At 67.4% G+C, this 26,456-nt stretch carries 22 protein-coding genes and 1 pseudogene; 7 read left to right on the top strand and 16 right to left on the bottom strand.

The window, feature by feature from the left end:
• Positions 1-88 precede the first annotated feature (88 nt).
• The 3 genes from ACN8HC_RS06945 to ACN8HC_RS06935 are packed head-to-tail and all read left to right on the top strand — an operon-like array spanning position 89 to position 3,918.
• Positions 89-2,212, top strand: a complete 2,124-nt coding sequence (locus ACN8HC_RS06945; protein WP_490074090.1) for a DNA gyrase/topoisomerase IV subunit B — start codon at positions 89-91, stop codon at positions 2,210-2,212.
• The gene (locus ACN8HC_RS06940; RefSeq protein WP_490074089.1) at positions 2,205-3,488 is read left to right on the top strand and encodes a hydroxyacid-oxoacid transhydrogenase; all 1,284 of its coding nucleotides are present in this window, start codon (positions 2,205-2,207) and stop codon (positions 3,486-3,488) included. Before ACN8HC_RS06945 ends, ACN8HC_RS06940 begins: the two co-directional genes overlap by 8 nt.
• 31 nt (positions 3,489-3,519) lie before the next feature.
• Positions 3,520-3,918 carry an MmcQ/YjbR family DNA-binding protein gene (locus tag ACN8HC_RS06935; protein WP_490074088.1) on the top strand — a complete coding sequence of 133 codons (399 nt, stop codon included), beginning with the start codon at positions 3,520-3,522 and terminating at the stop codon, positions 3,916-3,918.
• 5 nt (positions 3,919-3,923) lie between these two features.
• Here ACN8HC_RS06935 and ACN8HC_RS06930 read toward each other — a convergent pair whose 3' ends face one another.
• The 9 genes from ACN8HC_RS06930 to ACN8HC_RS06890 all read right to left on the bottom strand — a co-directional run bounded on the left by ACN8HC_RS06930 (position 3,924) and on the right by ACN8HC_RS06890 (position 14,782).
• Positions 3,924-5,204 carry a guanine deaminase gene (locus tag ACN8HC_RS06930; RefSeq protein ID WP_490074087.1) on the bottom strand — a complete coding sequence of 427 codons (1,281 nt, stop codon included), beginning with the start codon at positions 5,202-5,204 and terminating at the stop codon, positions 3,924-3,926.
• A complete protein-coding gene (gene xdhC / locus ACN8HC_RS06925) occupies positions 5,201-6,022 on the bottom strand; it encodes a xanthine dehydrogenase accessory protein XdhC (protein ID WP_490074086.1) in 822 nt (273 codons plus the stop codon). Before xdhC ends, ACN8HC_RS06930 begins: the two co-directional genes overlap by 4 nt.
• Position 6,023: 1 nt before the next feature.
• Positions 6,024-8,426 carry a xanthine dehydrogenase molybdopterin binding subunit gene (gene xdhB / locus ACN8HC_RS06920; RefSeq protein WP_490074085.1) on the bottom strand — a complete coding sequence of 801 codons (2,403 nt, stop codon included), beginning with the start codon at positions 8,424-8,426 and terminating at the stop codon, positions 6,024-6,026.
• Entirely contained in the window at positions 8,423-9,871 is a 1,449-nt protein-coding gene (locus tag ACN8HC_RS06915; protein WP_490074084.1) for a xanthine dehydrogenase small subunit, read from the bottom strand. The genes xdhB and ACN8HC_RS06915 overlap by 4 nt, the downstream gene beginning before the upstream one ends.
• Before the next feature lie 91 nt (positions 9,872-9,962).
• Positions 9,963-11,339, bottom strand: a complete 1,377-nt coding sequence (locus tag ACN8HC_RS06910; protein WP_490074083.1) for an 8-oxoguanine deaminase — start codon at positions 11,337-11,339, stop codon at positions 9,963-9,965.
• Positions 11,336-13,264 (bottom strand): 2-oxo-4-hydroxy-4-carboxy-5-ureidoimidazoline decarboxylase, encoded by a 1,929-nt coding sequence (gene uraD, locus ACN8HC_RS06905; protein WP_490074082.1) that lies wholly within the window; start codon positions 13,262-13,264, stop codon positions 11,336-11,338. The genes ACN8HC_RS06910 and uraD overlap by 4 nt, the downstream gene beginning before the upstream one ends.
• A gap of 330 nt (positions 13,265-13,594) precedes the next feature.
• Complete coding sequence (locus ACN8HC_RS06900; protein WP_490074081.1) at positions 13,595-13,975, bottom strand: helix-turn-helix domain-containing protein; 381 nt, start codon at positions 13,973-13,975, stop codon at positions 13,595-13,597.
• A complete protein-coding gene (locus ACN8HC_RS06895) occupies positions 13,968-14,192 on the bottom strand; it encodes a thiamine-binding protein (RefSeq protein ID WP_490074080.1) in 225 nt (74 codons plus the stop codon). Before ACN8HC_RS06895 ends, ACN8HC_RS06900 begins: the two co-directional genes overlap by 8 nt.
• A 14-nt stretch (positions 14,193-14,206) precedes the next feature.
• Positions 14,207-14,782 (bottom strand): HhH-GPD-type base excision DNA repair protein, encoded by a 576-nt coding sequence (locus ACN8HC_RS06890; protein WP_490074079.1) that lies wholly within the window; start codon positions 14,780-14,782, stop codon positions 14,207-14,209.
• A gap of 70 nt (positions 14,783-14,852) precedes the next feature.
• Between ACN8HC_RS06890 and ACN8HC_RS06885 the strand changes: the two genes are divergently transcribed.
• Positions 14,853-15,416 (top strand): DinB family protein, encoded by a 564-nt coding sequence (locus ACN8HC_RS06885; RefSeq protein WP_490074078.1) that lies wholly within the window; start codon positions 14,853-14,855, stop codon positions 15,414-15,416.
• Positions 15,413-15,904 carry a GNAT family N-acetyltransferase gene (locus tag ACN8HC_RS06880; protein WP_490074077.1) on the top strand — a complete coding sequence of 164 codons (492 nt, stop codon included), beginning with the start codon at positions 15,413-15,415 and terminating at the stop codon, positions 15,902-15,904. Before ACN8HC_RS06885 ends, ACN8HC_RS06880 begins: the two co-directional genes overlap by 4 nt.
• Before the next feature lie 49 nt (positions 15,905-15,953).
• Here ACN8HC_RS06880 and ACN8HC_RS06875 read toward each other — a convergent pair whose 3' ends face one another.
• Positions 15,954-16,901, bottom strand: a complete 948-nt coding sequence (locus ACN8HC_RS06875) for a ferredoxin family protein (protein WP_490074076.1) — start codon at positions 16,899-16,901, stop codon at positions 15,954-15,956.
• Positions 16,902-17,203: 302 nt separating this feature from the next.
• Between ACN8HC_RS06875 and ACN8HC_RS06870 the strand changes: the two genes are divergently transcribed.
• A complete protein-coding gene (locus ACN8HC_RS06870; RefSeq protein ID WP_490074075.1) occupies positions 17,204-18,523 on the top strand; it encodes an HNH endonuclease in 1,320 nt (439 codons plus the stop codon).
• 263 nt (positions 18,524-18,786) lie between these two features.
• Here ACN8HC_RS06870 and ACN8HC_RS06865 read toward each other — a convergent pair whose 3' ends face one another.
• On the bottom strand, positions 18,787-20,172 hold the full coding sequence (locus ACN8HC_RS06865; RefSeq protein WP_490074074.1) for a hypothetical protein: 1,386 nt from the start codon (positions 20,170-20,172) through the stop codon (positions 18,787-18,789).
• Positions 20,173-20,925: 753 nt separating this feature from the next.
• Here ACN8HC_RS06865 and ACN8HC_RS06860 point away from each other — a divergent pair.
• Positions 20,926-21,486: a hypothetical protein gene (locus ACN8HC_RS06860; RefSeq protein WP_490074073.1), complete on the top strand. Its 561-nt coding sequence runs from the start codon at positions 20,926-20,928 to the stop codon at positions 21,484-21,486.
• Here the strand turns inward: ACN8HC_RS06860 and ACN8HC_RS06855 are convergent.
• The 5 genes and pseudogenes from ACN8HC_RS06855 to ACN8HC_RS06835 form a co-directional block, all read right to left on the bottom strand.
• Positions 21,423-21,773: a hypothetical protein gene (locus tag ACN8HC_RS06855; protein WP_490074218.1), complete on the bottom strand. Its 351-nt coding sequence runs from the start codon at positions 21,771-21,773 to the stop codon at positions 21,423-21,425. The genes ACN8HC_RS06860 and ACN8HC_RS06855 overlap by 64 nt on opposite strands.
• Positions 21,764-22,335 (bottom strand): annotated as a pseudogene (locus ACN8HC_RS06850) (S1 RNA-binding domain-containing protein); the annotation flags it as partial. The gene ACN8HC_RS06855 and the pseudogene ACN8HC_RS06850, both read right to left, overlap by 10 nt.
• Before the next feature lie 155 nt (positions 22,336-22,490).
• Entirely contained in the window at positions 22,491-23,006 is a 516-nt protein-coding gene (locus ACN8HC_RS06845) for a helix-turn-helix domain-containing protein (protein WP_490074072.1), read from the bottom strand.
• Between the two features lie 297 nt (positions 23,007-23,303).
• A complete protein-coding gene (locus ACN8HC_RS06840) occupies positions 23,304-23,681 on the bottom strand; it encodes an ester cyclase (RefSeq protein ID WP_490074071.1) in 378 nt (125 codons plus the stop codon).
• Between the two features lie 240 nt (positions 23,682-23,921).
• Positions 23,922-26,387 (bottom strand): DNA gyrase/topoisomerase IV subunit A, encoded by a 2,466-nt coding sequence (locus ACN8HC_RS06835; RefSeq protein WP_490074211.1) that lies wholly within the window; start codon positions 26,385-26,387, stop codon positions 23,922-23,924.
• Between the last annotated feature and the right edge of the window lie 69 nt (positions 26,388-26,456).

Here is a 26,456-nt window from a genome sequence, read left to right as displayed (position 1 = left end):
CTGCGCGGCGGCGTCGGTGCCGAGCGTTAATCTGCCTCGAAGCCGTTACGCCCGTCCGCGGGCTGCACCAGCCAGGAGAGCACCACTCGTGACCGCCAGTCCGTCCGCCACGTCCAAGAGCGAATACACCGCACGGCACCTGCAGGTGCTCGAAGGCCTGGAGGCGGTCCGCAAGCGGCCGGGCATGTACATCGGCTCGACCGACGGCCGCGGACTGATGCACTGCGTCTGGGAGATCATCGACAACGCCGTCGACGAGGCCCTCGCCGGTCGCGGCGACCACGTGCTGGTGACGCTGTATGCCGACGGGTCGGTGGCCGTCGCGGACCGAGGTGCCGGCATACCCGTCGACATCGAGCCGCGCACCGGCCTGACCGGTGTCGAGGTGGTCTTCACCAAGCTGCACGCAGGCGGCAAGTTCGGTGGCGGGTCGTATGCCGCGTCCGGTGGCCTGCACGGAGTCGGCGCCTCGGTCGTCAACGCGGTGTCCAGCCGGCTCGACGTCGAGGTGGATCGCGGGGGCAAGACCTATGCGATGAGCTTCCGACGTGGCGAGCCGGGCGTCTTCGACGACCCGAAGTCCGGGCCCAGCCCGGACTCGCCCTTCGCGCCGTTCACCGCGGGCAGCGAGCTGCGCGTCGTGGGCAAGACCAAGCGCGGCGTGTCGGGCACCCGCATCCGCTACTGGACCGACCCCCAGATCTTCCTGCGGGACGCGAAGTTCGACTACGACCAGCTGATCTCGCGGGCCCGGCAGACGTCCTTCCTGGTGCCTGGGCTCACCCTGGTCGTGCGGGACGAGCGCGGCCTGCCGGGCACGCCCGGAGAGCACAGACCGCACGAGGAGGTCTTCCTGCACGAGGGGGGCATCTCGGAGTTCACCGAGTTCCTGGCACCCGACCCCTCGGTCACCGACGTATGGCGGCTCGAGGGGGAGTCGACCTTCACCGAGACGGTTCCGGTGCTGGACTCCCAGGGACACATGACACCGACCGAGGTGGAGCGGGTCTGCGGCGTCGACGTCGCCGTGCGCTGGGGCACCGGCTACGACCAGCGGGTGAAGTCCTTCGTCAACGTCATCGACACCCCCAAGGGCGGCACTCACATCGCCGGTTTCGAGCAGGCGCTGCTCAAGGTCTTCCGCAAGCAACTGGAGGTCAACTCGCGGCGCCTCAAGGTCGGCAACGACAAGGTTGAGAAGGACGACATCCTCGCGGGCCTGACCGCGGTCGTCACCGTCCGGCTGGCGGAGCCGCAGTTCGAGGGGCAGACCAAGGAAGTGCTCGGCACCTCGGCGGTCCGGCAGATCGTCAGCAAGGTCGTCGAGCGGGAGCTCACCGCACGGCTGACCTCGACCAAGCGCGAGTTCAAGACGCAGTCGACCCAGCTCCAGGAGAAGGTCGTCGCGGAGATGAAGGCGCGCATCCATGCGCGCGTCCAGAAGGAGACGATCCGTCGCAAGAACGCGCTCGAGTCCTCCTCGCTGCCGGGCAAGCTGAAGGACTGCCGGTCGAACAACACCGACCACACCGAGCTGTTCATCGTGGAGGGGGACAGTGCGCTCGGCACCGGCATGGCGGCGCGTAACTCGGAGTTCCAGGCGCTGCTGCCGATCCGCGGCAAGATCCTCAACGTGCAGAAGGCGTCGATCGGCGACATGCTGAAGAACGCCGAGTGTGCCTCGATCATCCAGGTCGTCGGTGCCGGCTCGGGACGCACCTTCGACCTCGAGATGGCGCGCTACGGCAAGGTGATCCTGATGACCGACGCCGACGTCGACGGGGCCCACATCCGCACGCTGCTGCTCACGCTGTTCTTCCGCTACATGCGACCGCTCGTCGAGGCGGGCCGGGTCTTCGCCGCGGTGCCGCCGCTGCACCGCATCGAGACCACCGCGCAGGGGCGGGCCAAGGGCGAGGTCGTCTACACCTACTCCGAGCAGCAGATGCGCCAGGTGATGGCGCAGTTCCAGCGCAAGGGCCGCACGGTCAAGCAGCCGCAGCGCTACAAGGGACTCGGCGAGATGGATGCCTCGCAGCTGGCCGAGACGACGATGGACCCCCGGCACCGCACGCTGCGTCGGGTCACCCTGAAGGACGCGGAGAACTCCGAGCGGGTCTTCGACCTGCTGATGGGCAGCGACGTCGCCCCGCGCAAGGACTTCATCGTCGAGTCGGCCAAGGAGCTGGACCGGGAGCGCATCGATGCATGACGAGTCCGCCGAGACGATCTTCACCTGGGGCGCGCCACCGCTGAAGTTCGGCGTCGGTGCCAGCGACGAGATCGGCTTCGACCTGGCGCAGTTCGGGGTGTCGCGGGCGCTGATCGTGACGGACCCCGTACTCGCGGCGACCGGCATCCCGCTGCGGGTCGCGGATGCCCTGCGGCGCTACCGGATCGAGGCCGAGGTCTTCGCCAGCGTCCACGTCGAGCCGACCGACGACTCGATGACCAAGGCGGTGGAGTATGCCGCCGCGCAGGGGCCGTGGGACGCGTTCGTCGCCGTCGGCGGTGGGTCGTCGATCGACACCGCGAAGGCGGTCAACCTGCTGACGACGTTCCCCGGTGAGCTCGGCGACTATCTCAACGCGCCGATCGGTCGCGCGCAGGTGCCACCCGGCCCGCTGAAGCCGCTGATCGCGGTGCCGACCACCGCCGGCACCGGATCCGAGAGCACCGCGATGTGCGTGCTCGACGTGTTGTCGATGCGGGTGAAGACCGGCATCAGCCACTGGCGCCTACGGCCCACCATGGCCGTGGTCGACCCGGCGCTCACCATGACGCTGGCGCCGGAGGTCACCGCGGCGGCCGGCATGGACATCGTGTGCCATGCTGCGGAGTCCTACACCGCGAAGCCGTTCTCGGCATACCGCAGGAAACGGCCGGAGGAGCGGGTGACCTACTGCGGGGCCAACCCGGTGTCCGACGTCTGGTGCGAACGGGCGCTGACCCTGCTCGCCGGCGCCTTCCGGCGAGCCGTGCTGCACGGCGCCGACGACGAGCAGGCACGGGTCGACATGATGCAGGCCGCGACCTTCGCCGGAATGGGATTCGGCAACGCGGGTGTGCACATTCCGCACGCGAACGCCTATCCGATCGCCGGTCAGGTCCAGGACTTCCACCCGTCCGGCTATCCAGGCGACGAGCCGATGGTGCCGCACGGCATGGCCGTGTCCCTGACCGCGCCCGAGGCGTTCCGCTTCTCCTTCGACGCGGCGCCGGAGCGACACCTGCGGGTGGCGGCGCTGCTCGGCCCGGACACGCCGGAGCAGCCGAACCCGCGCGAGCAGCTGCCGGCGGTGCTGACCGCCCTGATGAGGGACATCGGCATCCCCAACGGCGTCGGTGCGGTCGGCTTTTCGGAGTCGGACGTCCCCGAGCTCGTGCCCGGCGTGATGAAGCAGCAGCGGCTCCTGTCGACCTGCCCGAAGACGCCCACCGAGGACGACATCGCCGGCATCCTCACCCGGTCGATCGAGAACTGGTGACGCTGCGGGCTCCTGCGTAGAGTCGCCCGGTATGGCGGACTGGGACGACGTACGGCGGATCGTGGCCGAGCTGCCGGAGGTGGACACGAAGGTGTCGTGGGGCCATCTCATGTGGCGGGTCAGGGGCAAGGGGTTCGTGTGGGAGCGCCCGCTGCACGCGAAAGATCGCGCGGAACTCGGCGACGCGGCCCCGGAGGGTGAGATCCTGGGCGTCCGCGTGCCGGATGAGGGCGTGAAACACGCTCTGATCGCCGACGATCCGTCGATCTACTTCACCATCCCGCACTTCGACGGATATCCCGCGGTGCTCGTCCGGCTCGAGGAGATCGGGGTCGACGAGCTCACCGAGATCGTCACCGAGGCATGGCTGGACCGGGCGCCGAAGAGGCTGGCGGCTGCCTACCTCGAGGAGCACCCGCTCACCGGCTGACGAGGCTACGTGACCTGCTCGCCGTTGATCCAGACCCGCGCGATGTCCGCCGGCGTGCCCATGGCGAAGATTTTCGCCAGTGCGTCCTCCGCGCCGGCAGCGTGCTCGATGCCGACGGCCAGCGGTGAATCGGCTTCCGGCGCAACAAGAACCGCGTCGAACTGTTTGCCGACGCTGAGATCGCCGACATCGTCGCGCAGGCCGAGTGCGTCGGCGCCGGCCGCGGTGGCCAGGTGCAGCAGGTGCGCCGAGGTCAACGGCACGCCCTGGCCGCCCAGCAGGCTCTGGATGAAGTAGGCCTGCAGCCCCTCCTTGAGCATGGAGAACCCGGTCCCGCCACCGACGTCCGTGCCCATCGCGACGCGGACGCCGCGCTGCAGGTGGGCCCCCAGCGGGAACATGCCGCTGCCCAGCGACGCGTTGCTGGTCGGGCAGTGCGCGACCGCCGCTCGGCTGGCCGACAGCATGTCCAGTTCGGCATCGGTCGGGTGCACGTTGTGCGCCAGCACCGTGTGCGCGTCGAGCAGCCCGTGGTCCTGGTAGGTCCCCACATAGCTTGATCCACCGAAAAGCCTTGACACTTCAGTGACTTCGGTGACGTTCTCGTTGACGTGCGAGGTGCACCAGGCGTCGTCGATGTCCTTGTATGCCGCGCCGCACGCCTCCAGCAGGTCTCCGCTGCACGAGTAGGAGAAGCGTGGCGTGACCGCATAGCGGATCCGCTCGTGACCCTGCCAGCGGGCCGCCAGGGCGACCGACTCGTCATACGCACGCTCGGGCGTCGTGAGCAGGTCCTCCCGCAGCAGGCGGTCGGACACGACCAGCCCGGACGTCAGGTGCAGTCCGATCCGCTCCGCTTCGGCGAAGAGCAGATCGACGGCGGACGCGAAGTGCGAGCCGAAGACGAGCGCCGAGGTCGTGCCGGCGCGCGTCAGCCCGTGCAGGAATTCGCGCGCGATGGTCCGTGCGTATGCCGGCTCCCGCAGCCGGGCCTCCTCCGGTAGCGCGCAGTGCTCGAGCCAGTCGAGCAGCGGCATGCCGAGGGCGCCGATGGCGCGCACCTGCGGGAAGTGCACGTGCGTGTCGACGAAGCCGGGCAGCAGCACACCGTCGCGCAGGTCGACGACGTCGTCGTCCGGGGCGTCAGCGCGCAGCTGGGTGAGCGGACCGCGCGCGGTGATCCGGCCATCGGTGACGGCCAACGCGATCTCGGACTCGGCGCGTAACGCGCCCCCGGTGAACGGATCGGCCGGTGTGTCGAGGACGGTGGCGTGATAGATCGTCATCGCGGCACCGCCGCACTGGGCGCGACGGCGAAACGCCGGGCCAGGTCGGCCGCGACACTCAGCGCGATGATCGCCGGCTGCTTGCCGGGCAGGTCCGGCAGCCCGATCGGTGTGGTGATGCGGGCGAGGGCGGCCTCGTCGTGGCCCTCCTCGGTGAGCCGGCGCCGGAAGCGTGCCCACTTCGCCGACGAGCCGATCAGGCCGATGCTGCCCAGGTGCGCACAGCGCAGGGCGGCGTCGCAGATCGCGATGTCCTCGGCGTGGTCGTGGGTCATCACGAGCACGTGTGTGCCGGGCGGGACCTCGCCCAGCACGACCTCGGGCACCGGTGCCGTGTGCGGTATGACGCTCGCCACCGCGTCGCCCAGCACCGCCAATCGCGAGGGGGCGAGGTGTGCCGCACGCGAGTCGACCAGGTGCAGCTCGACCTCGTGACGGGCGAGGATGCGGGCGAGCTCGAGGCCGACGTGGCCGACTCCGAAGATCGCGATCGACGGCCGGATCCGCAGCGGCTCCAGCAGGATCCGCACCTCTCCACCGCAACACTGGACGCCGTGCTCGGCCGGCGCCTTGTCGCTCAGCGACACGGTCAGCTCCTGCGGCCCGGTGGGTTCGTCGGAGCCGAGCGCCTTGCGGGCCACCGATACGGCGGTTTCCTCCAGGTTGCCGCCGCCGATCGTGTCGAAGACGGCATCCGCGGTCACGACCATCTTGGCGCCGGCCTCCCGCGGGGCATGCCCGCGGACGTCCACCAGCGTCACCAGGACCGCGGCACGCCGTTGCTGCCGGAGCAGGCCGATGGCGTCATACCAGTTCACGTCATACTCCTGAGGGAACCGGCTGACCGGCGGGCAGAACGTCCGAGATCTCCTCCACCACAACGTCGTTCGACGCCGCACGAGCGTCCTCGATCGCCCAGTAGACCGCCTCCGGCGTCGCCGGGGAGGCCAAGTGCACACTCCTGCCCGCGGGACCGAACGCGGCGGCCGCCTTGCGCAGCGCCTCACGCACCGAGATGGGCAGCATCAGCGGCGGCTCACCGACGGCCTTGGAGCCGTAGATCGCGCCTTCCTCGGTGGCGTTCTTGAACATCGTGACGTTGAACACCTCGGGCATCTCCGAGAAGCTGGGCAGCTTGTAGGTGCTCGCGGCCTGTGTGCTCAACCGGCCACGGGTCGGCCCGTCGCCGGCGTCCCAGCGCTGGTCCTCGAGCGTCAGCCAGCCGGCGCCCTGCACGAACGCCCCCTCGATCTGACCCAGGTCGATCAGCGGTGACAGGCTGTCACCGACGTCGTGCACCACGTCGACCCGCCGCGTGCGGTAGGCACCGGTGAAGCCGTCCACCTCGACCTCGGCGACGGCCGCGCCGTAGGAGAAGTACTTGAACGGGGAGCCCTGGTACGTCTCTTCGTTCCACTCCAGGCCCTCGGTGCGGTAGTAGCCGGCCGCGTGCAGCTGGATGCGCTGCAGATAGGCGGTCCGCACCAACTCCTCCCACGGGATCGGCGCGCGCTCGCTGTTCAATCCGTATGCCGTGCCGTCGGCGAACCGCACGTCGGCCGGCGGCACACCGAGAATGCCGCCCGCCACGACGGCGAGGCGGTCGCGGATCTGGTCGCAGGCGTGCTTGACGGCGCCACCGTTGAGGTCGGCGCCGGTGCTGGCGGACGTGGCGGAGGTGTTGGGCACCTTGTCGGTGCGGGTCGGCGCGAGCCGCACCTTCGCGAGCGGCAGCCCGAGTGCGGTGGCCGCGACCTGCAGCATCTTGGTGTGCAGACCCTGACCCATCTCGGTGCCGCCGTGGTTGACCAGCACCGAGCCGTCCTTGTAGACGAGCACGAGCGCGCCGCCCTGGTTCATCGAGCTCTTGTTGAACGAGATGCCGAACTTCACCGGTGTCGCCGCGATGGCGCGCTTGGTGTGCTCGTGCGTGGCGTTGAACTGCTCGATCTCCCGCTGCCGTCCCGCGAAGTCGCTCTCGGTCAGCAACTGCTCCCAGATCTGGTGCAGGCGGTCGATCTGCCGCACCCGCTGGCCGTACGGCGTCGTCTGATCCGCGGACCGGTAGAAGTTGCGCCGGCGGATCTCCTCGCCGGTCAGGCCCAGCTGGGGTGCCACGGTGCCGAGGATGTTCTCGGTGAGCAGCATGCCCTGCGGGCCGCCGAAGCCACGGAACGCCGTGTGCGAGGTGCGGTTGGTCTTGGCGATGCGACCGTGCGCGTGGATGTTGGGGATCCAGTAGGCGTTGTCCATGTGGCACAGCGCCCGCGACAGGACCGGCTGGCACAGGTCCAGGCTCCACCCGCCGTCGGCGGTCAGCACGACCTTGAGCGCCAGCAGATGACCCTCGTCGTCGAAGCCCGCTTCCCAGGTGGAGAGGAAGTCAGGGCGCTTGCCGGTGAACTGGATGTCCTGGTTGCGGCTCAGCCGCACCCGGACCGGGCGTCCGGTCAGCGTGGCGCCCAGCGCCGCGATGGCGGCATACCCGTTGGCCTGGGTCTCCTTGCCCCCGAACCCGCCGCCCATCCGCAGGCACTGCACGGTGACCTCCGAGGAGGTGATGCCGAGCACGTGAGCGGCGATCTCCTGGGTCTCGCTGGGGTTCTGGGTGCTGGAGTGGATGAAGACCTGCCCGGACTCGTCGACGTAGGCGATCGACACCTGGGTCTCCAGGTAGAACTGCTCCTGACCCGACGCCTCCCAGGTGCCGCTGAAAACGCGGGTGGCCGCCGCCATACCGGCTTCGACGTCACCGCGGGACACGGTCGGGGCGCGACCCTGGAAGCTCTCCGCGGCGATGGCCTCGGGGATCGTCACGATGGACGGCAGCTCCTCGTAGTCGATCTCGACCGCTGCGGCGCCGAGGCGCGCGGCCTCCAGGCTCTCGCCGAGCACCCAGCACACCGGGTGCCCGTAGAACATGACCTCGGTCGGGAAGAGCGGCTCGTCGTGGTTGATGTTGGAGTCGTTCACGCCGGGCACGTCGTCGGCGGTCAGCACCCGGACCACGCCCGGCACGTCGTATGCCGGTGCGGTGTCGAGTCGCGTGACCAGCGCGTGGGCATGCGGCGCCGACACCGGGTAGGCGTGCAACAGGTCGGGCATGCGGCCGACCAGGTCGTCGGTGTAGAGCGCCGTGCCGGTGACGTGAGCGGCGGCGTCCCCGTGCGGAATCGCTTCTCCGACAACGGGGTTCTCGGGGCGGTCAGACAGGGAGCTCATGCGACGTCACCTTCCTGGGAAGCGGTCTCGGCGTAGATCTTGCGCAGCGAGGTGCTGAGCATCGCCCGGCGGTATTTGCTGCTGGCTCGGTGGTCGTCCATCGGGGTGCCCTCCTCCTGGAGCAGGGCGGCAGCGGCCCGGACGGTCTCGGCCGTCCAGGGCTTGCCCTCCAAGGCGGCTTCGACCGCGGTGGCGCGCAGGGGCGTGGCGGCGACCCCGCCCAGGCCGATGCGGGCCTTGCGCACGACGCCGTCCACGACGTCGACGGCGTAGCCGACGGCGACGCTGGAGATGTCGTCGAAGCGCCGCTTGGCGATCTTGTGGAACGCGGTGATCTCGGACAACGGCAACGGGATCCGCACCGACTGGATCAGCTCGTCCGCGGCGCGAACGGTCTGCCGGTATCCGGTGAAGTAGTCGGCGAGCGGCACGACGCGGCTGCCGCCGGGGCCGGTGAGGACCAGCTCGGCGTCCAGCGCGAGCAGCGCGGGCGGCGTGTCGCCGATCGGTGAGCCGGTGCCGAGGTTGCCGCCGATGGTGGCTCCGTTGCGGATCAGGCGGGACGCGAACTGCGGGAAGAGCTTGGCCAGCAACGGAATCCGTCCGTCGAGCAGCTGCTCGATCTCGCTGAGCGTGAGCGCGGCACCGAGCTCGACATACGACTCGGTCTCCTGGAAGGTGCGCAGCTCCGGCAACCGGTCGAGCCCGACGACCAGCTCGGCGCGAGCCGACTTGATGTTGACGTCGACGCCCCAGTCGGTGCACCCGGCGACCGGCACGGCGCCGGGGTTGTCGCGTAGCACGGTGAGCGCCTCGCTCAGCGACGCGGGACGGACGAACTGCCGGCCCTCGACGCTGTATGCCGTGGGCAGCGCCTCGGGTGCCGGCGACTCGCGGCGGGCTGCCAGCTCGTCGTCCTGCGGCACGTCACCGAGCGCGTATGCCGCGTCGCGGATCGGCCGGTATCCCGTGCACCGGCACAGGTTGCCGGAGAGTGCGTGGATGTCGAAGCCGTTCGCGCCATGTTCGGGGTCGGCGTGGTCGCACGGGGTGCGGTCCGGGCGGTAGTACTCGGCCGCCATACTGCAGACGAAACCCGGCGTGCAGTAGCCGCACTGGGAGCCGCCGCGAACCGCCATCTCCCGCTGGACAGGATGCAGCGAGTCGGCGGTGCCCAAGCCTTCGGAGGTGACGATCTCCTGACCCGCGAAGGCGGCGGCCGGCGGCAGGCAGGCGTTGACCGCTGTCCACTGCGTGCCGCCGTTGCCGTCGGGACGCGCGACGAGCACGGAGCACGCGCCGCACTCACCCTCGGCACAGCCCTCCTTGGCGCCGGTGAGTCCCTCGGACCGCAGCCAGTCCAGCAGGTTGGTGTGTGGGGCATCGGTGAACTCGTGACGTTGCCCGTTGACGGTCACGTCCAGTGCGGACGAGAGATCGGTCATCAGCGACTCCTTTCGAGCCGGGAGCGCAATTCGACTCTACGGCTCAACAATTTGTTGAACAAGCCTGTCCGGGTATCGGTGTGGTCCGGGTTCACGGCCCACCGGCCAGGGCGGGCGCCGGCGCGCCGACACGTCGTGCGGCTTTCCGTGCGCCGGCGGCGAGTGCTTTCTCGTCCGCCCGGACCAGCCGGCCGTCGCGGACCACGGGCCGGCCGGCGACCAGGACGAGGTCGAGCGGGGGAGGCGTGCCGAGTACGAGACCCGCGACCGGGTCCGCGATGCCGGCATGTGCGAGGGTGTCGAGGCGCCATACGGCCAGATCCGCCTGCTTGCCCGGCTCCAGCGAGCCGATCCGGTCGTCCCAGCCAAGCAGCCGCGCCCCGCCCAGGGTGGCCGCCTCGAGCGCCTGCCGGACACCGAGCGCGGTCGGCCCGCCCAGCGCACGGGCGAAGAGCAGCGCATGCCGCGCCTCCTCGAGCATGGACGTCGCCTCGTTGGACGCGGCGCCGTCGACGCCGAGGCCGACCGGCGCACCGGCCGCGAGCAGGTCGCGCGTCCGGCACACGCCGGCGCCGAGCCGGGCGTTGGAGGACGGACAGTGCGCGACGCCGGTGCCGGTGGCGGCGAGCGTGCGGATAGCGTTGTCGTCCAAGTGGATCCCGTGCGCGAACCACACGTCGGAGCCCAGCCAGCCGACCGACTCCATGTAGTCGACCGGCGTGAGGCCGAACCGTTGCCGGCAGAAGTCCTCCTCGTCGAGGGTCTCGGCGAGGTGCGTGTGGAGTCGCACGCCGCGGTCCCTGGCCAGCGCCGCAGCCTCGCGGAGCAGGTCGGTGGTGACCGAGAAGGGCGAGCACGGCGCCACACCGACGCGCACCATGGCGTCGGGGGACGGGTCGTGGTGCTCGTCGATCGCGGCCGCCGTGGCGGTCAGGATCTCGTCGAGCGTCTCGACGACATGGTCGGGCGGCAGGCCGCCGTCGCGCCGGCCGAGGTCCATCGACCCGCGAGTCGCGAAGAAGCGGACTCCGACCTGCTCCGCGGCACGGATCTCCGCGCCGAGCACGTCGCCGCCGTCCCGGGGGAAGACGTAGTGGTGGTCCATCACGGTGGTGCAGCCGGTCAGCGCGAGGTGGCCGATGCCGGCCGCCGCGGCGTCGCCGACGATCTGCTCGTCGATGGTGCCCCACACCGGGTAGAGCGTGGTCAGCCACTCGAAAAGCGTTGCGTCCACGGCATACCCGCGGGTTGCCCACTGGTAGAGGTGGTGATGCGTGTTGACCAGCCCGGGCGTCACGACACAGCCGGTGGCGTCGATCAGCTCGACATCTTCACCGTCCGGCACGTAGCGGCCGGGTGCGACGGACCGGATCCGGCCCCCGTCGACCACCACGTGGCCGACGGGGTGCTCGCGCCGGTCCGCGTCCATCGTGACGACGGTGGCGCCGTCGATGACGGTAACCCTCATGGTGTCGTCGCCATTCGGCTCCGCGCCGTGTTGATCGGGTCCGCGTCGGCGACCAGGTCGTCGAAGCGGTGCCCGGCGATCTTGGCGCTCTCCAGCAATGCGGTGACCAGCTCGTGCTGACGCGAGTTGTCCATTCGTGACCGGCCCTGGTCCAGGAGTTGCTCGAAGGACTCGGCCTCGCGGACGCAGGTGACCAGGGGGAAGCCGAATTTCTCCCGGTATGCCGCGGTCAGCGACGAGAGTTCGGCACGCTCGTCCTCGCGCAACTGGCTGAGCATGATCGCGGCGCGGTCTCGCGTCGAGGCCTCCCCGATCTCGTCGTCGGTGACGTCCAGGCTGCTCAGGTCGGGGTAGCAGGCGATGAGAGCGCGCTGCCTCTCGTCGGAGGCGGAGAACAACGCCTCCTGGAATGCCGCGCGCAGGTCCTGGGTGTCCTCGAACGGCCGCCGCTCGAAGGCGTCCTCGATGATCCAGGTGTTGCCCTGGAAGAGCGGTCCGAAGGTGTGCACGAACTGTTCCTTCGACATCTCGTTGACCTGCGCCAGACCGATGACGCTGCCGGTCGGGCTGGTCGCGACACCGGCGCCGCGGCTGGTCCCCACGTGGAAGAAGACCATGTAGAGCACGAAGGCCGAGATGGATCCGATGGTGATGCCCGAGCCGAGGAAGACCTGGTAGTCCTTCGGCAGCAGCGTCGCCACGCCCGGCTGGGCGGTCACCAGCATGGCCAGTCCGAGGGAGGTCGCCACGATGATGCCGTTGCGGTGGTCGTTGAAGTCCACCTTGCCGAGCGTCTGGATGCCGACGACCGCGACGGTGGAGAACATCGCCAGGCCGGCGCCGCCCAGCACGCAGGACGGGATGCCGGCGACGATCGCGCCGGCCTTCGGCAGCAGGCCGAGGATGATCATGAAGATCGCGGCGGTGGCCACGACATACCGGCTCTTGATCTTGGTCAGCCGCACCAGGCCGACGTTCTCGGCGAAGCAGGTGTAGGGGAAGGAGTTGAAGACGCCGCCGATGAAGGTGGCCAGGCCGTCGGCGCGCAGTGCGCGGGCGACGTCCTCACCGTCCAGTCGCTTGCCGACGATCTCGCCGGTCGCGAAGACGTCACCGCAGGTCTCGACCATCGTCACCAGCATGACCAGCACCATCGAAACAATGGCTGCGACAGCGAATTTCGGCATACCGAAGTGGAAGGGCGTGGTGACCCCGACCCAGCTGGAGGTGCTGACCGCGTCGAAGTGGGCGTCGCCGATCGTCCAGGCGACGAAGGTGCCGATGACCAGGCCGAGCAGCACGGCGATGGTCTGGATGAAGCCGCGGAAGAGGCGCTGGATGACGACGATGACGACGACCGTCCCGAGCGCCAGACAGAGCGTCCGCCAGCCGCCGGGCGCGAGGTGCCACGCGCCGTGGGAGTCGGTGCTCAGCACCGAGGCGCTGTAGGAATGCGTCTTGGGGTCCCAGCGCAGCAGGGCGTCGCCCGCGGCCACGGGCAGCAGCGAGAAGCCGATGACGGTGATCACCGAGCCGGTCACGACCGGTGGGAAGAACCGCACGATCTTGCCGAAGTATGGCGCGAGCAGGAACGTCACGACGCCGGAGACGAGCACCGCCCCGTAGATGGTGAGCAGGCCGTTGACGCCGCCCCCGGCGTTGACGCCGATGATGATCATCGGTGACACGGCCGTGAAGGTGACTCCCTGCAGCAGCGGCAGGCGCACCCCGACCTTCCAGAAGCCGATGGTCTGCAGCAGCGAGGCGATGCCGCAGGTGAACAGGTCGGCGTTGATCAGGTGGATCAGCTGGTCGGAGGTGAGTCCGATCGCGCCGGCGAGCAGGATGGGCACGATGACGGCGCCGGCGTAGAACGCCAGCACGTGCTGGATGCCGTAGACGGCGAGCTTTTGCGGGGGAAGCATTTCGTCGACGGGATGCTTCGCACGGGGGCGTACTCCCTCAGCTGTGGCAGCAGACATTACGAGCGGTCCTTCCGGTCCAGGGGGACATCAATGGTGGGGCGTGGCAGGGGCATTTTCGCGCTTCGGCGGCCCGGCCGGGGGAGATTCCGCTGGTCATGCGACGCACGCGCCTGGCGTGCGGACGGTCGGTGTGGTCTCAGATGCCACAGGAACCGATAGATCGCTTATACGGAATGCGAATTTCAAGATATGAAATTTGATCGCGAGGAAAAGAGTATGCGGTGGGTCACACCGCCGTCAACACTTTGTTGAACGGGACTTGTCACCTGCTCAGTCGCCGACGCGCACGCGGTTGAGGTAGTTGTAGATGGTGAAGCGGGACACGCCCATCGCCTCCGCCACGGTCTCCGCCGAACGGCGCATCTCGAACGCGCCCCGCTCCTCGAGCAGGCGCACCGCATGCTGCTTCCCGGCGCGCGGCAGCTCCGCCAGACTGCCGCCGAGCTCGAACTCGACGCTCTGAATCAGTCGCGCGAGACCGTCGGACAGGTCGCGATCGCCGGGGACGCGGACGTGAATCGTGGTGCCTTCCCAGCTGATCCGGATGTCGTCGGGTTGCGGGTCGCTCTCGACGACGACCGCTCCGACCCGGTCGAGCAGCGGCTGCAACGCGTCCGCCAGGGTGTGGGCTCGGGCTGTGGCCTCAGTCATCGATCCGCTCCACCTGCAGGCTGATGCGTGTCGCTCCAGCGCCGAGTGCCTCGCGAAGGGCCGACGATATCGCCGGTATGACGGCGTCCGACACGCCCTCCACCGACGTGCCGAGCGGCCCGAGGTCCGGCTCGAGACCGTCGGCGCGCAGCGCGGCGGCCGCGGCCTGCACATGGGTCGGCAGTTCGCCCTCGCCCTGGAACGGCTCGGTCGTCATCTCTGCCCGCACCTTCATTGCGCCCCGGCTTTCGCGGCCGCCTTGGCCTGCTTCTTGAAGTCGCGCACCTTCTGCAGCGACACCTCGTCGACGACGTCGGCCACCGAACGGAACGAACCGGGCTCGGCATACGGGCCGATCGCCTCGCGCCAGCCGTCCGGCGTCACGCCGAGCTGCTTGCCGAGGAGTGCCGCGAAGATGCGTGCCTTCTGGTCGCCATACCCGGGCAGCGCCTTGAGGCGCTCGAGCAGCTCCCCGGTGCTGCCGGCCGTGGTCCAGATGCGGGAGGCGTCGCCGTCGTAGTCGTCGAGGACGACCTGGGCGAGCTGCTGCACGCGCCCGGCCATCGATCGGGCGTAACGGTGGATGGCCGGCGGGGTCGAGCACAGGTCGGCGAACTTCTCCGGATCCTGCGTCGCGATGGTCGCGGGGTCGAGGGTGCCGAGCTTGTCGACGATCTTCGCCGGGCCGCGGAAAGCGTGCTCCATGCCGTACTGCTGGTCCAGCAGCATGCCGATGAGCAGCGCGAACGGATCGGTCGAGAGCAACTCGTCCGCGGTGTCGTCCTGTGCGATCCGGATCTGCGCCATGGGAACAGCGTAGGACCTCCGGTGAACAACTCACTCGCGCCGGGACTTTCGGCGCATCTACGGTGACGCCATGACCACTGCAGCTGAGACGACGCCCGATGTCGATCCCTCGTCCCGCCAGGACCCACCGGTCCGCGCGAATGAGGCCGCGACGCTGTTGGGATTCCTGCGCTACCAGCGCGACACGTTCCGTTGGAAGACCGGCGGGCTGACGACTGCGCAGCTCGGGGTGGCCCTGCTGCCGTCGGACATGACGCTCGGCGGGATGGTCAAGCACCTCGCGCTGGTCGAGGTGTGGTGGTTCCACCAGGTGCTGCACGGCGGTGCGGAACCGGAGCCGTGGGCATCGGTGGACTGGAAGAGCGATCCGGACTGGGACTGGCACAGCGGTGCGACGGACGCGCCGGGAACGCTCGCCGAGCTCTACGAGAAGTCCGTGGCGCTCGCGGACGCGGGCATCGATCGCGCTCTGGCGTCCGGCGGCCTCGACGCCCTGTCCGCCCGGCCGGACCGCCGCACGGAGACGCCGTTCACGCTGCGTTGGATCGTGACCCACATGATCGAGGAATACGCCCGGCACAACGGTCACGCGGATCTGCTCCGTCAGTCGATCGACGGGCGGGTGGGCGAATGATCAGTGTTCGCAAGGCGACCGAGGAGGACTGGGCGGCGATCTGGCCGATCGTGCAGGAAGTCGTCGCTGCGGCGGAGACCTACGCGTTGCCCGCTGATCTGTCGGAGGACGAGGCTCGCGAGATGTGGATGGAGACGTCACCTGCGTGCACCGTCGTGGCGGTCGACGAAGGCGGAGCGGTCCTGGGGAGCGCGCACATGGGACCGAATCGACCCGGGCCCGGCGACCACATCGGCACGGCGAGCTTCATGGTCGGATCGGCGGCGCGCGGTCGTGGCGTGGGTCGGGCGCTCGGTGAGTATGTCGTGCAGTGGCTGCGGGACGCCGGCTATCACGCGGTGCAGTTCAACGCCGTCGTCGAGTCGAACGCTGCAGCCGTGCGGTTGTGGAAGGCGCTGGGTTTCGAGGTCATCGGCACGGTCCCGGAGGCGTTCCGGCATCCGCGGGACGGGCTCGTCGGACTGCACGTGATGTATCTGAAGCTCTGACTCCACGCTGATCGAGTAGGCCGAGGCGCTAGCCGAGGCCGTATCGAGATCAGGCGAAGGCGGCCCGCCATACCGTGCTCGGCGCCGGAGCCTTGGCGCACGATGCCTTGAGCTCGGGGCCGTCCTCTCCGGAGATGTCCACGGTCCAGCGCCGGCCGTCGGTGTGGGTCACCGTACAGCGCCAGGATCCGTCGGCGACCTGGTGGCCGGTCACCGTCAACGCGGGCCCGCTGAGCCCGGAAAGCTCTTGGCGGACAAAGGCTTCCGCGACCTGTAGAGGCGCCCGGAAGCAGCTGCGGCCCCGGTAGTGCTCCGGGCCGGCAAGTTGCACCGCAACCTCGTGGCGGCGCTCCGACTGCAGGGCCAGCTCGGCCAGCGCCGGAGTCAGCCGGGCGTAGGTCTGGCCGGAGGGCAGCGCGATGCCGGTGGGTGCGAAACGGTGCCCGCCGGTGTGCGAGCACTCCCACACGGCGTTCGGGTGCGCTGCCCCCAGTTCGAGCGCAATCGGCCGGCCGCGCACCGCGCAGCACACGTCGCGCTTGCCGTTGGTGCAAATCAGCAGCGCGGGGTCGCGGGTCTCTTCGAGCTCGGGCAGCCGCTCGGTGACGAGGTCGGGATCGGCTTCCTGCAGGGCGTCCCAGGGCAGCCCGAGCAGCTGTGCCGGGTCGTGGATCTCGCCGGTCAGCAGCCAGGGGTCGCGGTCGAGGCAGCCGGCGATGAACACCGCGTGGGGCCCGTCATGCGGCTCGTCGGCGTGCGCGCCGGGGCGCCGGATCAGCAGCAGCCGGCCGCCGCGGTCGGCGCAGGCGCGTTCGAGCGCCATACCGGCCTGGGGATCGAGATGCGACTCGGTGATCGCGCTGTGCCCCCACGGCCCTGGCTGCTCCAGGCACACCCAGAACGTGGCGTATGACGCGGAGCCCCACGCCGGCAGGTCGGCGTCGTCCCATTCGACGGAGCAGGCGTCGGGCGGGCGTGGTGCGGCGTGCGTCGTCATCCTGCGTGTCCGTTCTGTAGCGGCCGTCTCGAGCCCAAGCCTACGAAGTGGTCGCCGGAGGTTGTGTTGTGTCCGAGGTCGTCGCGCGTTTGGCGGAGTCGCCGCCTGAGTCGGACGGGGGCCGGTGCGGGTGGGAGGCGCAAACGAACCACCGCTGAGCCTCAGGAGCGCAACGCCGAGTCCCGAACCAGATCACGAGTGCCACCCTCGACGGCTCGGACCGCAAAGACGAGCCAAAAATGACGACTCACTATCAGTGAAAGGTGTTGTGCGCCAGCAAAATTGAGAGTATTATGAGACATATGAACGAGATTCTCAGTGACGATCTACGGAGTGAGGCTCCGATCACCGCTGAGGTGTTGCGCTCGTTTCATGACCGGCTCGACGGGCCGCTCGACGCCGACGATCTGCTGGCGGAGGTGCGGGCCTGCGAGGAGTTGAAGAACGCGCTCAGCGCCCGGCAGGCCCGGGCGACCTCGGCGCTGTACGACCGGCAGCGTGCCCGGGACGTCGAACGCGGCGTGCGCCGGGCCGACACCGCCCGGGCCGTCGGCTCACAGGTCGCGGCGGCACGTCGCTGCTCACCGCATCTGGGCTCGCGACTGCTCGGGCTGGCTCGCGCCCTGGTCTGGGAGATGCCGCAGACCTTCGAGGCCTTGCGGGCCGGCGTGATCGACGAACACGCGGCAACCGGCGTGGTCGCCCAGACGGCCTGCCTGTCCGTCAATGACCGCGAGCAGGTGGATGCGAAGATCCGGCCCCAACTGGGCCGAGTTGGATACCGGCGGCTGATGGCCGCCACTCAGGACGCCGGCTACCGGATCGACCCCGAAGCTATCGTCGCCCGCCGCGCCAAGGCCGAGTCGGCCCGCCGGGTCAGTCTGCGACCGGCCCCGGACTGCATGACCTGGCTGACCGCTCTGCTGCCGGTCAAGGACGGCGTCGCCTGCTACGCGGCACTCAAAGCCGAAGCCGACGCGAATGCCACCGCAGATCACCCACGTGGACACGTCATGGCCGACACCCTCGTCGAACGCGTCACCGGACGCGCAGCCGGCGACGCGGCCGACGTCCATGTCAGCCTCATCATGCCGCTGGACACGTTGACCGGTGACATCCCGGCCGAGGTTCCCGGCTATGGACCGGTCCCGGCCGACCTGGCCCGTGAATGGGTCAGCGACCCGAAAAAGTCAGTGCAGGTGCGACGGCTCTTCTCGTACCCCAGCACCGGCGACTTGGTCGGGATGGAGTCACCTTCTCGCTGCTACACCGGGCTGCTCGCGGACTTCATTGCCCTGCGCGACCGCACCTGCCGCACTCCGTTCTGCGACGCTCCGATCCGGCACATCGACCACATCGACTCCTACGCACACGGTGGCGCCACCAGCGAACGCAACGGCCAAGGCCTCTGCGAACGTTGCAACTACAACAAAGAACATCCCGACCACCTCGTCGGCGGCGATGCCGGCGAAACCGTCGTGGTCACCGGCGGCATCGTGCTCACCAGCCGTCCGCCCGCGCCACCCGGACACCGACCGCCCACGGCGTCGCCGATCGCCCGGACCTTGATGAGCATCGAGTTCCGCTCAGCAGCGAACGCTCCGAAGGCGACTGTGAGCTGAGTCGTGCCCTCGGTTCTCATGGGAGCCCATGTTGGCCCTTGGAGAACCTGTCACATCCCCGCTTCGAGAAGGCGCCTCGAACATCGCCACGTTTCCGGACATTTCATCCGGCGGCCTTCCCCGGGCGGCGAGGACCCCGGCAGGTACAGCTGGAGCGTTCTCGGAGACGCGGCCCAGACAGGGTTGCTGCACTCCGCCCAGATAGGGGCGCTTCGTCGAGGCTTTGCACCTTCCATGCGTTCGGGACGCAGAGGAACAGCCTTCTATTCAAAGGGAAGTTCCTCTTGGTCTGGACCCAGTTCTGGTGTCTGCCCTTCATTGGCTGGCAACGATTTCCACTCGGGACGATATATCCACTGAGCGCGGCGAATTTTGTCAACTTCAGCACTACCCTTCCAAAAAGGTATGGGCGCACGTTTCATTCGGCGCGTCACGAGAGTCGGGATATCCACCATGAACACCACGGTATCCACACCGCGCCATTTTCCGGTATTTGGTCGCGTGGTCAGAATACGGTGTACAAATTTGAGGTCCTCCAGGGCAACGATTTCCTGACCCCAATGCGAATTGAACTGATCCTGTTCAATGAGGAAGTAGTACGTCTTGCGCGCTCGCGCAAAAGCGATGATGTCGTCCAGTCTGGCCTCTAAGGAGACGGCATCCCTGCCTGCGTCATTACGAAGATCCGATCGCTTCTGATCCAGTCGTTGATGAGCCGCCCGTTGGACATCCTCCACCGCGATCTGAAATTTGGCGTCTCGACCCTTGCCAAGACGCTGCTGTTCCGACCAGGCGATCGTTGACGCATCAATCAAGAGCTCGAAGAAGTCGCGACTCACCGCTCCGCCAGCAATGAGAACTGCCCGCTCCCGGGCGGTCTCGGTGACGGTGCTTTGCAAGGTTAGGCCTATAGGCGCGAGAACCCTATCGGCAACCTCCTCTAGGAATGCCTTGGCTGAATGGAAGTCGGAGAGACCGATGTCTAAGGACAATCTCTGCAGATCACCCGGCGGTTGCATGCCTCGGGGAGGGTTACCGTCGGCGTATGTTTGAGTGCGTGACTGGATGCTGCCAATCTTGAGGCGGATGCTGCTCTTTTTCGTTATGCCATGGAGGTGATCCAGCACCATGGGCTGCGCCTCTCGTTGAACAAAATAGAAATCGTCGAGAACAACTAAGAGGGTAGACGCTCCCTCGATGCGTGCAGAGTCGTTCAGAGTCTCGGATATCGCAGGAGCAAGGTCACGAAGATAATCCTCCTTTCTCCGCGAATACGATGCAGACGTCCGACGACTTGCCACCGTGGACCGCCCAGCCGAAACAGTCGCAGTTAACTTTGCCATCTGCCGTTGTACGCGCCCGCCAAGGGCGATGCTGGCGGCCGTCTTGCTGAGGTGGCTCGCACCTGATTCGACAAGAACCTCAGGAGCTGCGTCCCGCAAGGCGGCCAGCACGCTGGTAAGGCTGCGAACTTGACGCATGTATCGTCGCCTTTCGCCGAACCAGGCATGTTTTATTGATACACGGTCCAAAATATCAAGAATTAGTTCGATTACGACGTCCGGGTATGCGCGGTCCTTATGAGTCTCGACATCGACAAAGATCACCTTTTTGCCCGAGTTCTTCGCCCTCTGCTGAAGAACTGCCAAGGTTGTCGACTTTCCGACGCCACGTCGGCCCGTAATTAGGTGGTTTACGTTCGCCTCGAGGCTATTCAGCATGCCTGGGGTTAGCTCTACGAAGCGCTGTAATAGCTCGGGATCGTTCTCGTTCAGAGTCCTCGAGGCCTCCCCAAGAGCAGTCTTGAATTGTCCCAGGTTGGCTCGACTTAACAATGTGCTCCCCTTCGGGCTCGATAGGCCACCCAGGCACGATATACCAGTGGCGAAGCCAGCGCGCGGGTTCCCTCGTCGTTTGCCTTCAGATAACCGGCCACGAAGATCCGCCGATGGCGTCATCCCGCCGCCACCCCCGAGTGTGGCCCGCGAGTTGCATGCTAGAGCCTCTCAGTGTCTCTGGAACCTCTGCAGCGCACCATCAAGGGATCTCGCCTCGTGTTGTCGGCCGCGCTCCAATCTGAGGCGGATGCGATGACCGCTGGAAACGCCCCGGCGCTATAGCCTCATTTTCAAGCGTCGCCGACACCTGTGCACAGTCACACCGCCGCGTACCGCGTCCCAGCAGTCCCGGCTACCTCATCGACATGCGTCGGCGCGGCGGGCAGGTTAGCGATGGGGCGCTACGCGTCTACCTGCGAGCGGTGTGCCGCGCTCAGTTACCGGTGTCGAACGATGTCCCTGGGCATGTGTGGATCCAACTCGCGGTGAGTGTCGGTGGTGGCTGGTAGACACGCAGTTGTCCGATCGGCAGTAAGCACACCGATAACCAAGGAGTTATTTCGCATGCGTCTTGACGAGCTCTGCAACACGATCCGCAACACCAGTTCGCGCGACTGGCACCGAATCATCTGCTGGGGCGGCGGCACTGGGCCCTCGTACCACGGGGAGTTCCGCACCTACTCCGTGCATAACGGACGGCCAGGCGCCTTCATCGAGGAGGACTCTCACTCCGAGGTGGCGATACTCCGCGATGACATCGACATCACCATCGCTTGGGGCCTTGATCGCGACCAGGGCGATGAGACCAGTTTCGAGTGGTCGAAGGGATTTCCGAACTCGAAGACGCACGTCGTTTTCGCAGACATCTTCTACCGCGGATCCCTTGTACACCGCGAGCATCTGATCGTCGCCGACGGCGGCCGCGTCTATCTGCCTCTCGGCCATACCCAGTCGCTCGACGACGAGCCGACGATGGGTGAGAAATTCGAGGAGGTTGTCACGAGGTGGGAACTCGACTTTGCTCGACTTGTCGACTCGTTCGCTAATCACCAGTTTGATCGCTACTTCGAGCAAACCGGTATGAGGCTCGCCGAAAGTCCGACCACGGTGGTCGAAGGAGACTGACGGTAGCCGAGGTCGCCGTGTTCGCAGTCGGCCAGGCCACTGACGGACATCGCCGCGCTCGTCCTCTCATGCCCATAGTTGGCAGTCACCACTTCATCCAACTTGCCTTTTGTCACTGCCAATTCGTTGCGTGATTCAGCGAGCTGCTCCGCACTGTCATCGAGTTGTATCCGGAGTTCGTGAAGCTGCAGTTCGTTTGTTTCGAGTTGCCCCTGCAATGCCTTGATCTCTTGGTCCTTGATCGTGAGCTGCTTGAGCAGGTGGCCGGGTCGCGGTGCTCCAGCCACGCCCAACGAGAGAGAATAACGTTGTTGCGGTTTCTGTCGACTTCCATGATCTTCGCCTCGACCCTCTTCCCCACGTATCGCCGAGGGTTGGACACGGGATGCATCTCGACGAGGGAATGTGGGATCAGGCCAGGCACGCCAATGTCGATGAGGAGGGCATCCGCCAGGCTGTCGATGACGGTGCCCGTGACGAAGCCGTCCTGCTCCTTGATGCTCTCAATGGTGGGCCAAGCGCGCTCGTACCCTGCACGCTTCTTGGAGAGGAATTAGGCGACCTCCTCGTCCTTCTTCTGGACGGCCTCCACCTGATCGCCCACCTTCACGACCTCGTGCGGGTCGCCGTCCTGCGTCATGGACAACTCTCTCGATGGAATGACGCCTCAGTTCTGTAGCCGATGTCGAGCAGAACCTCCTCCCGGCCAACCCTGACGATGCGAGCCTCAACGATGTCACCGTCACTGAAGTTTTTGGGGGTCGCGTCGATCGCGGCAAGCAGGTCTTCCTCAGAATTGATGTCTGGTCGCGCCACCCTTTGCGGCTCATGAATGCCCCCCTCTCGCAGAACTATGTGCGCGAGCCTAGCCCCGAGAGCTCCCGCCGGGACCGGAACCGGCATCACGAGTGTCCCTGTGCTTTAGCGCCGCGTAGCCAGCCGAGACTACGGTGGGCGATGTGCAGAAGCCCTGGCACCCACCGGTGCGAGTTCAAGTTCCGGAGTCAGGAATAGTCGTCGCCCTGACGGATGGTGACTGCAAGGCATTCGGGGCAGCGTGGAAGTCCCGCAGGGGCATCGGCAAAAGAGGACCCCTGCCAGCGGATCACCTCCGCGCCGCACGGGGCCAAAGGCCTTTCGCGGCCGGAGATGTCCACTTTGTCGGGATTGACGGCGTGGAGCACACCCGCAGGCTGATAGCGCTTAAAGCCAGCAGGCCCTAGGTTTACGACGTCCTCCTCGGTCGAGCCGAGGGCCCACCATGAGTGAGGGCGAAAGAGGTCGGCCGGGCTGCAGGCGAGGACTGCACAGATGGCGTCGAGGGTCTTCGAGCCGATGCGGTCGGGGCGCTCGCGGACCCACCGATTCACCTGAACACGCGACGGCGCCTCTGGGCCGAGGGCTTGCTCGAGTAGTGAGTGCAGTTCGGCGGCGCTCCGCACGCCGCGACGCGCCATCACCTCGTTCAACCGCCAGGGTAGCTCCAGTACGCGGTATCGGATCCGGCTCTCGTCCGTCATGGGCCAAGTGTGTCATAGATGACCATTATGATCAATCACCTGTTCTCTTTGATCGGGAGGTGCTCGAGTCGCTGCTCTGTCAGTCGGCAACGAGCGCCGATTGCACCCGCCGATCTTCCCGCCACGTCCGGCACCTCGGCAGCTAACCGTGGTACCCCAGTGATCAAATCAAGGAGGTCGCGAATGGTCTGCAGGCTCTGGGTTCGACGATCAGCCCTCCGATCTGGATAGCCCAGCGGCTCGGACTTGCGTCACTTCGCGTGCCGCGCGGGGACAAGGAAGATGCCCGTCGGTGAATTACTGGTCGTCGAACGAGCCGACGTCGGCAATCTCCCATGCTTCAGCGATCTTGCCGTCCTTGAGGTGGCAGGTGACCGCCTGATTCACACGGATGGATTGGCCCCTCCCTAGTACCCCTGCGAAATCGTGGCCAAGTGTCCCGTGCCATTTCCGGGTCTCCTTGGGCCACGACTTCCTGTACCTCGTGGCGAAGGTTGGGCATGGCTGCCACGGCGTCCCGCCACACCTGCTTCTCTGACTCGAGATCTTCAGTGGAGAGCCCCCCCGCGGGGCGTGGACCACAACGTCGCGATGCAGCAGGTCATCGAAGGCCTCCACGTCACCGCAGTCACCCGCGGCCAGCCAGCGGGCAACGACGAACCGGGGCTCATCCATGCCTGATTGTCTCGCCGATAGTGGTTACGGGCCCGCTGAAGGACCGGATGACTCTGCCCGTCCGAGCGCCTTAAGTGCGATCCGCCGTCGGCATGGGCCGAGCCCTGACCTGCGTCACACCGCCGCGAGTGGCGCAACCGGCTACAACCTCACATCCGTTCGTCGCACGACTGCCGGGATAGCGATCGCACCCGGTCGAATCCCAATATCGACGCCCATGAAACCGACAACCGCAAAGCCTTACTCGGTTGCCGCGCCCGGGAACGCGCCGCCGACGACAGCCACCTGACCGGCGGGCGGCACACCGCTGCCGTCCCGCTTGCCGTCGGCGGTCGGCAGTTCGACCGCCGCGCCCGTGGGAGTCGCTGCGCGGGCGGGCGCGGTGCCCGCCCAGGCGATCACCAGCTGGTCCTCGCCGCGCAGGAAGCGCTGGCAGCGCACGCCACCGGTCGCTCGCCCCTTGCTGGGGAACTCGTCGTACGGCGCCACCTTGATCGACTCCGGTCCCGTGCCGGGCAGCGCCCCGGAGGCCCCGGCGCCGGTCACCACCACGGCCGGCGCGGTCGTGTCGACAACGCCGAACCACACCGAGCGCGCTCCCTTGCCGAGCTTGATGCCCGCCATGCCGCCTCCCGAACGCCCTTGGGGACGAACCAGATCTGTCGAGAAGCGGAGCAACTGGGCATCGGAGGTGATGAACACCAGATCCTCGGCACCGGTCACGACCTCCGCCGCGCCGACGACCTTGTCACCGTCCTTCAGCGAGATCACCTCGAAGGAGTCCTTGCCTGGATAGTCCGGATTGACGCGCTTGACGACGCCCTGTTCCGTGCCGAGCGCGAGCCCCTTGGACTCGGGTGACAGCGACGCGATGGCCAGCGGTTCCTCACCCTTGGCGAGATCGACGTATGCCGCGAGCGGCGCCCCACCGGCCAGCACCGGCGCGTCGTTGGTCGGCGGCAGCGTCGGGAGGTCGAGCGCGCTGAGCCGCACCATGCGGCCCGCCGAGGTGACCACACCGAACTCGCCGCGTGCGGTGGTCCGCACCCGAGACACCACGACGTCGTGCTTGCGGCGGGTGCCCTCGCTCGAGATCGGTGAGTCGTCGGTGGTGCGCGCGAGGAGGCCGGTGGATGACAACAGCACCCAGCACGGGTCGTCGGAGACCTCGAGCGGAGTCGCCGTCGCTGCAGTCGTCTGCGCTCCGTTGCCTTCCAGCAGCACGGTCCGGCGAGGCGTGCCGTGCGTCTTGACGACGTCGGCCAGCTCGCTGGAAACCGTTTTGCGCAAGAGTTTTTCGTCGTCGAGGATCGCCCGCAGTGCGGCGATCTGCTCGCGCAGCTCGGCCTGTTCCTTCTCCAGCTCGATCCGGCTGAACTTCGTGAGCCGGCGCAGCCGCAGCTCCAGGATGTAGTCGGCCTGCACCTGATCGAGGTCGAAGACCTGCATCAGCCGGCCGCGAGCCGTGTCGGCGTCGTCGGAGCTGCGGATCACCTGGATGACCTCGTCGATGTCGAGGATCGCGGTGAGCAGGCCGTCGACCAGGTGCAGCCGATCGGTGGCCTTCTGCAGCCGGAACGCCGTGCGCCGCCGCACGACGTCGATGCGGAAGCCGACATACACCGAGAGCAGTTCCTTGAGCCCCAGGGTGCGCGGCTGGCCGTCGACGAGCGCGACGTTGTTGATGCCGAACGACTCCTCCATCGGCGTCTGCCGGTAGAGCGACTCAAGCACCGCCTCGGGGTTGAAGCCGTTCTTGACGTCGATGACCAACCGCATGCCGTTCATGTCGGACAGGTCGTTGACGTCGGAGATGCCCTGCAGCTTCTTGCCCTGGACCAGGTCCTTCATCCGCTCGATGACCTTCTCCGCCCCGACCATGTAGGGCAGCTCGGTCACCACGATGGATTTCCTGCGCGGAGTGAGGTTTTCGATCGTGGCGGTGGCGCGCGTGCGGAACGATCCGCGTCCGGTCAGGTAGGCGTCGCGAATCCCCTCCAGGCCGACGATCCGGCCACCACAGGGAAAGTCGGGGCCGGGGACGAACTTCATCAGGTCGTCCAATGAGCAGTCCGGGCGGTCGATGAGGTAGCGGGCGGCGGCCACCACTTCGCCCAGGTTGTGCGGCGCCATGTTGGTCGCCATACCGACCGCGATGCCGCTCGCGCCGTTGACGAGGAGGTTGGGGAACGCGGCCGGCAGCACGTCCGGCTGCTGCTCGCTCTCGTCGTAGTTGGGGACGAAGTCGACCGTGTCCTCGTTCAGCGACCTGGTCAGCTCGAGCGCCGCGCCGGCGAGCCGGACCTCGGTGTATCGCGACGCGGCCGGCCCGTTGTCGAGCGACCCGAAGTTGCCGTGGCCGTCGACGAGCGGCAGCCGCATGGTGAAGTCCTGTGCCTGCCGCACGATCGCGTCGTAGATCGCGGCGTCACCGTGCGGGTGGTATTTACCCATGACCTCGCCGACGACGCGGGAGGACTTGACGTGGTTTCGCTCGGGGTAGAGCCGCATCTCGTCCATCGCGAAGAGGATGCGACGCTGCACCGGCTTCAGGCCGTCACGGGCGTCCGGGATGGCGCGGGAGTAGATGACCGAGTAGGCGTATTCGAGGTATGCCGACTGCATCTCGTCGTCGACGTCGATGTCGATGATGTTCTGCTGCGCGTCGTCGATGAATTCCGTCTCGTCGCGTTTCTTGCGCGCCATTACTGCCCTTCGGGTGTCCTGCTCGTCGTGCGGGTTCGCGCCGATCATCCTCTCTCACAGCGCAGAAAG

Source organism: Flexivirga sp. YIM B11880 (assembly GCF_058148645.1).
This window is presented reverse-complemented; position numbering and strand designations above follow the sequence as displayed.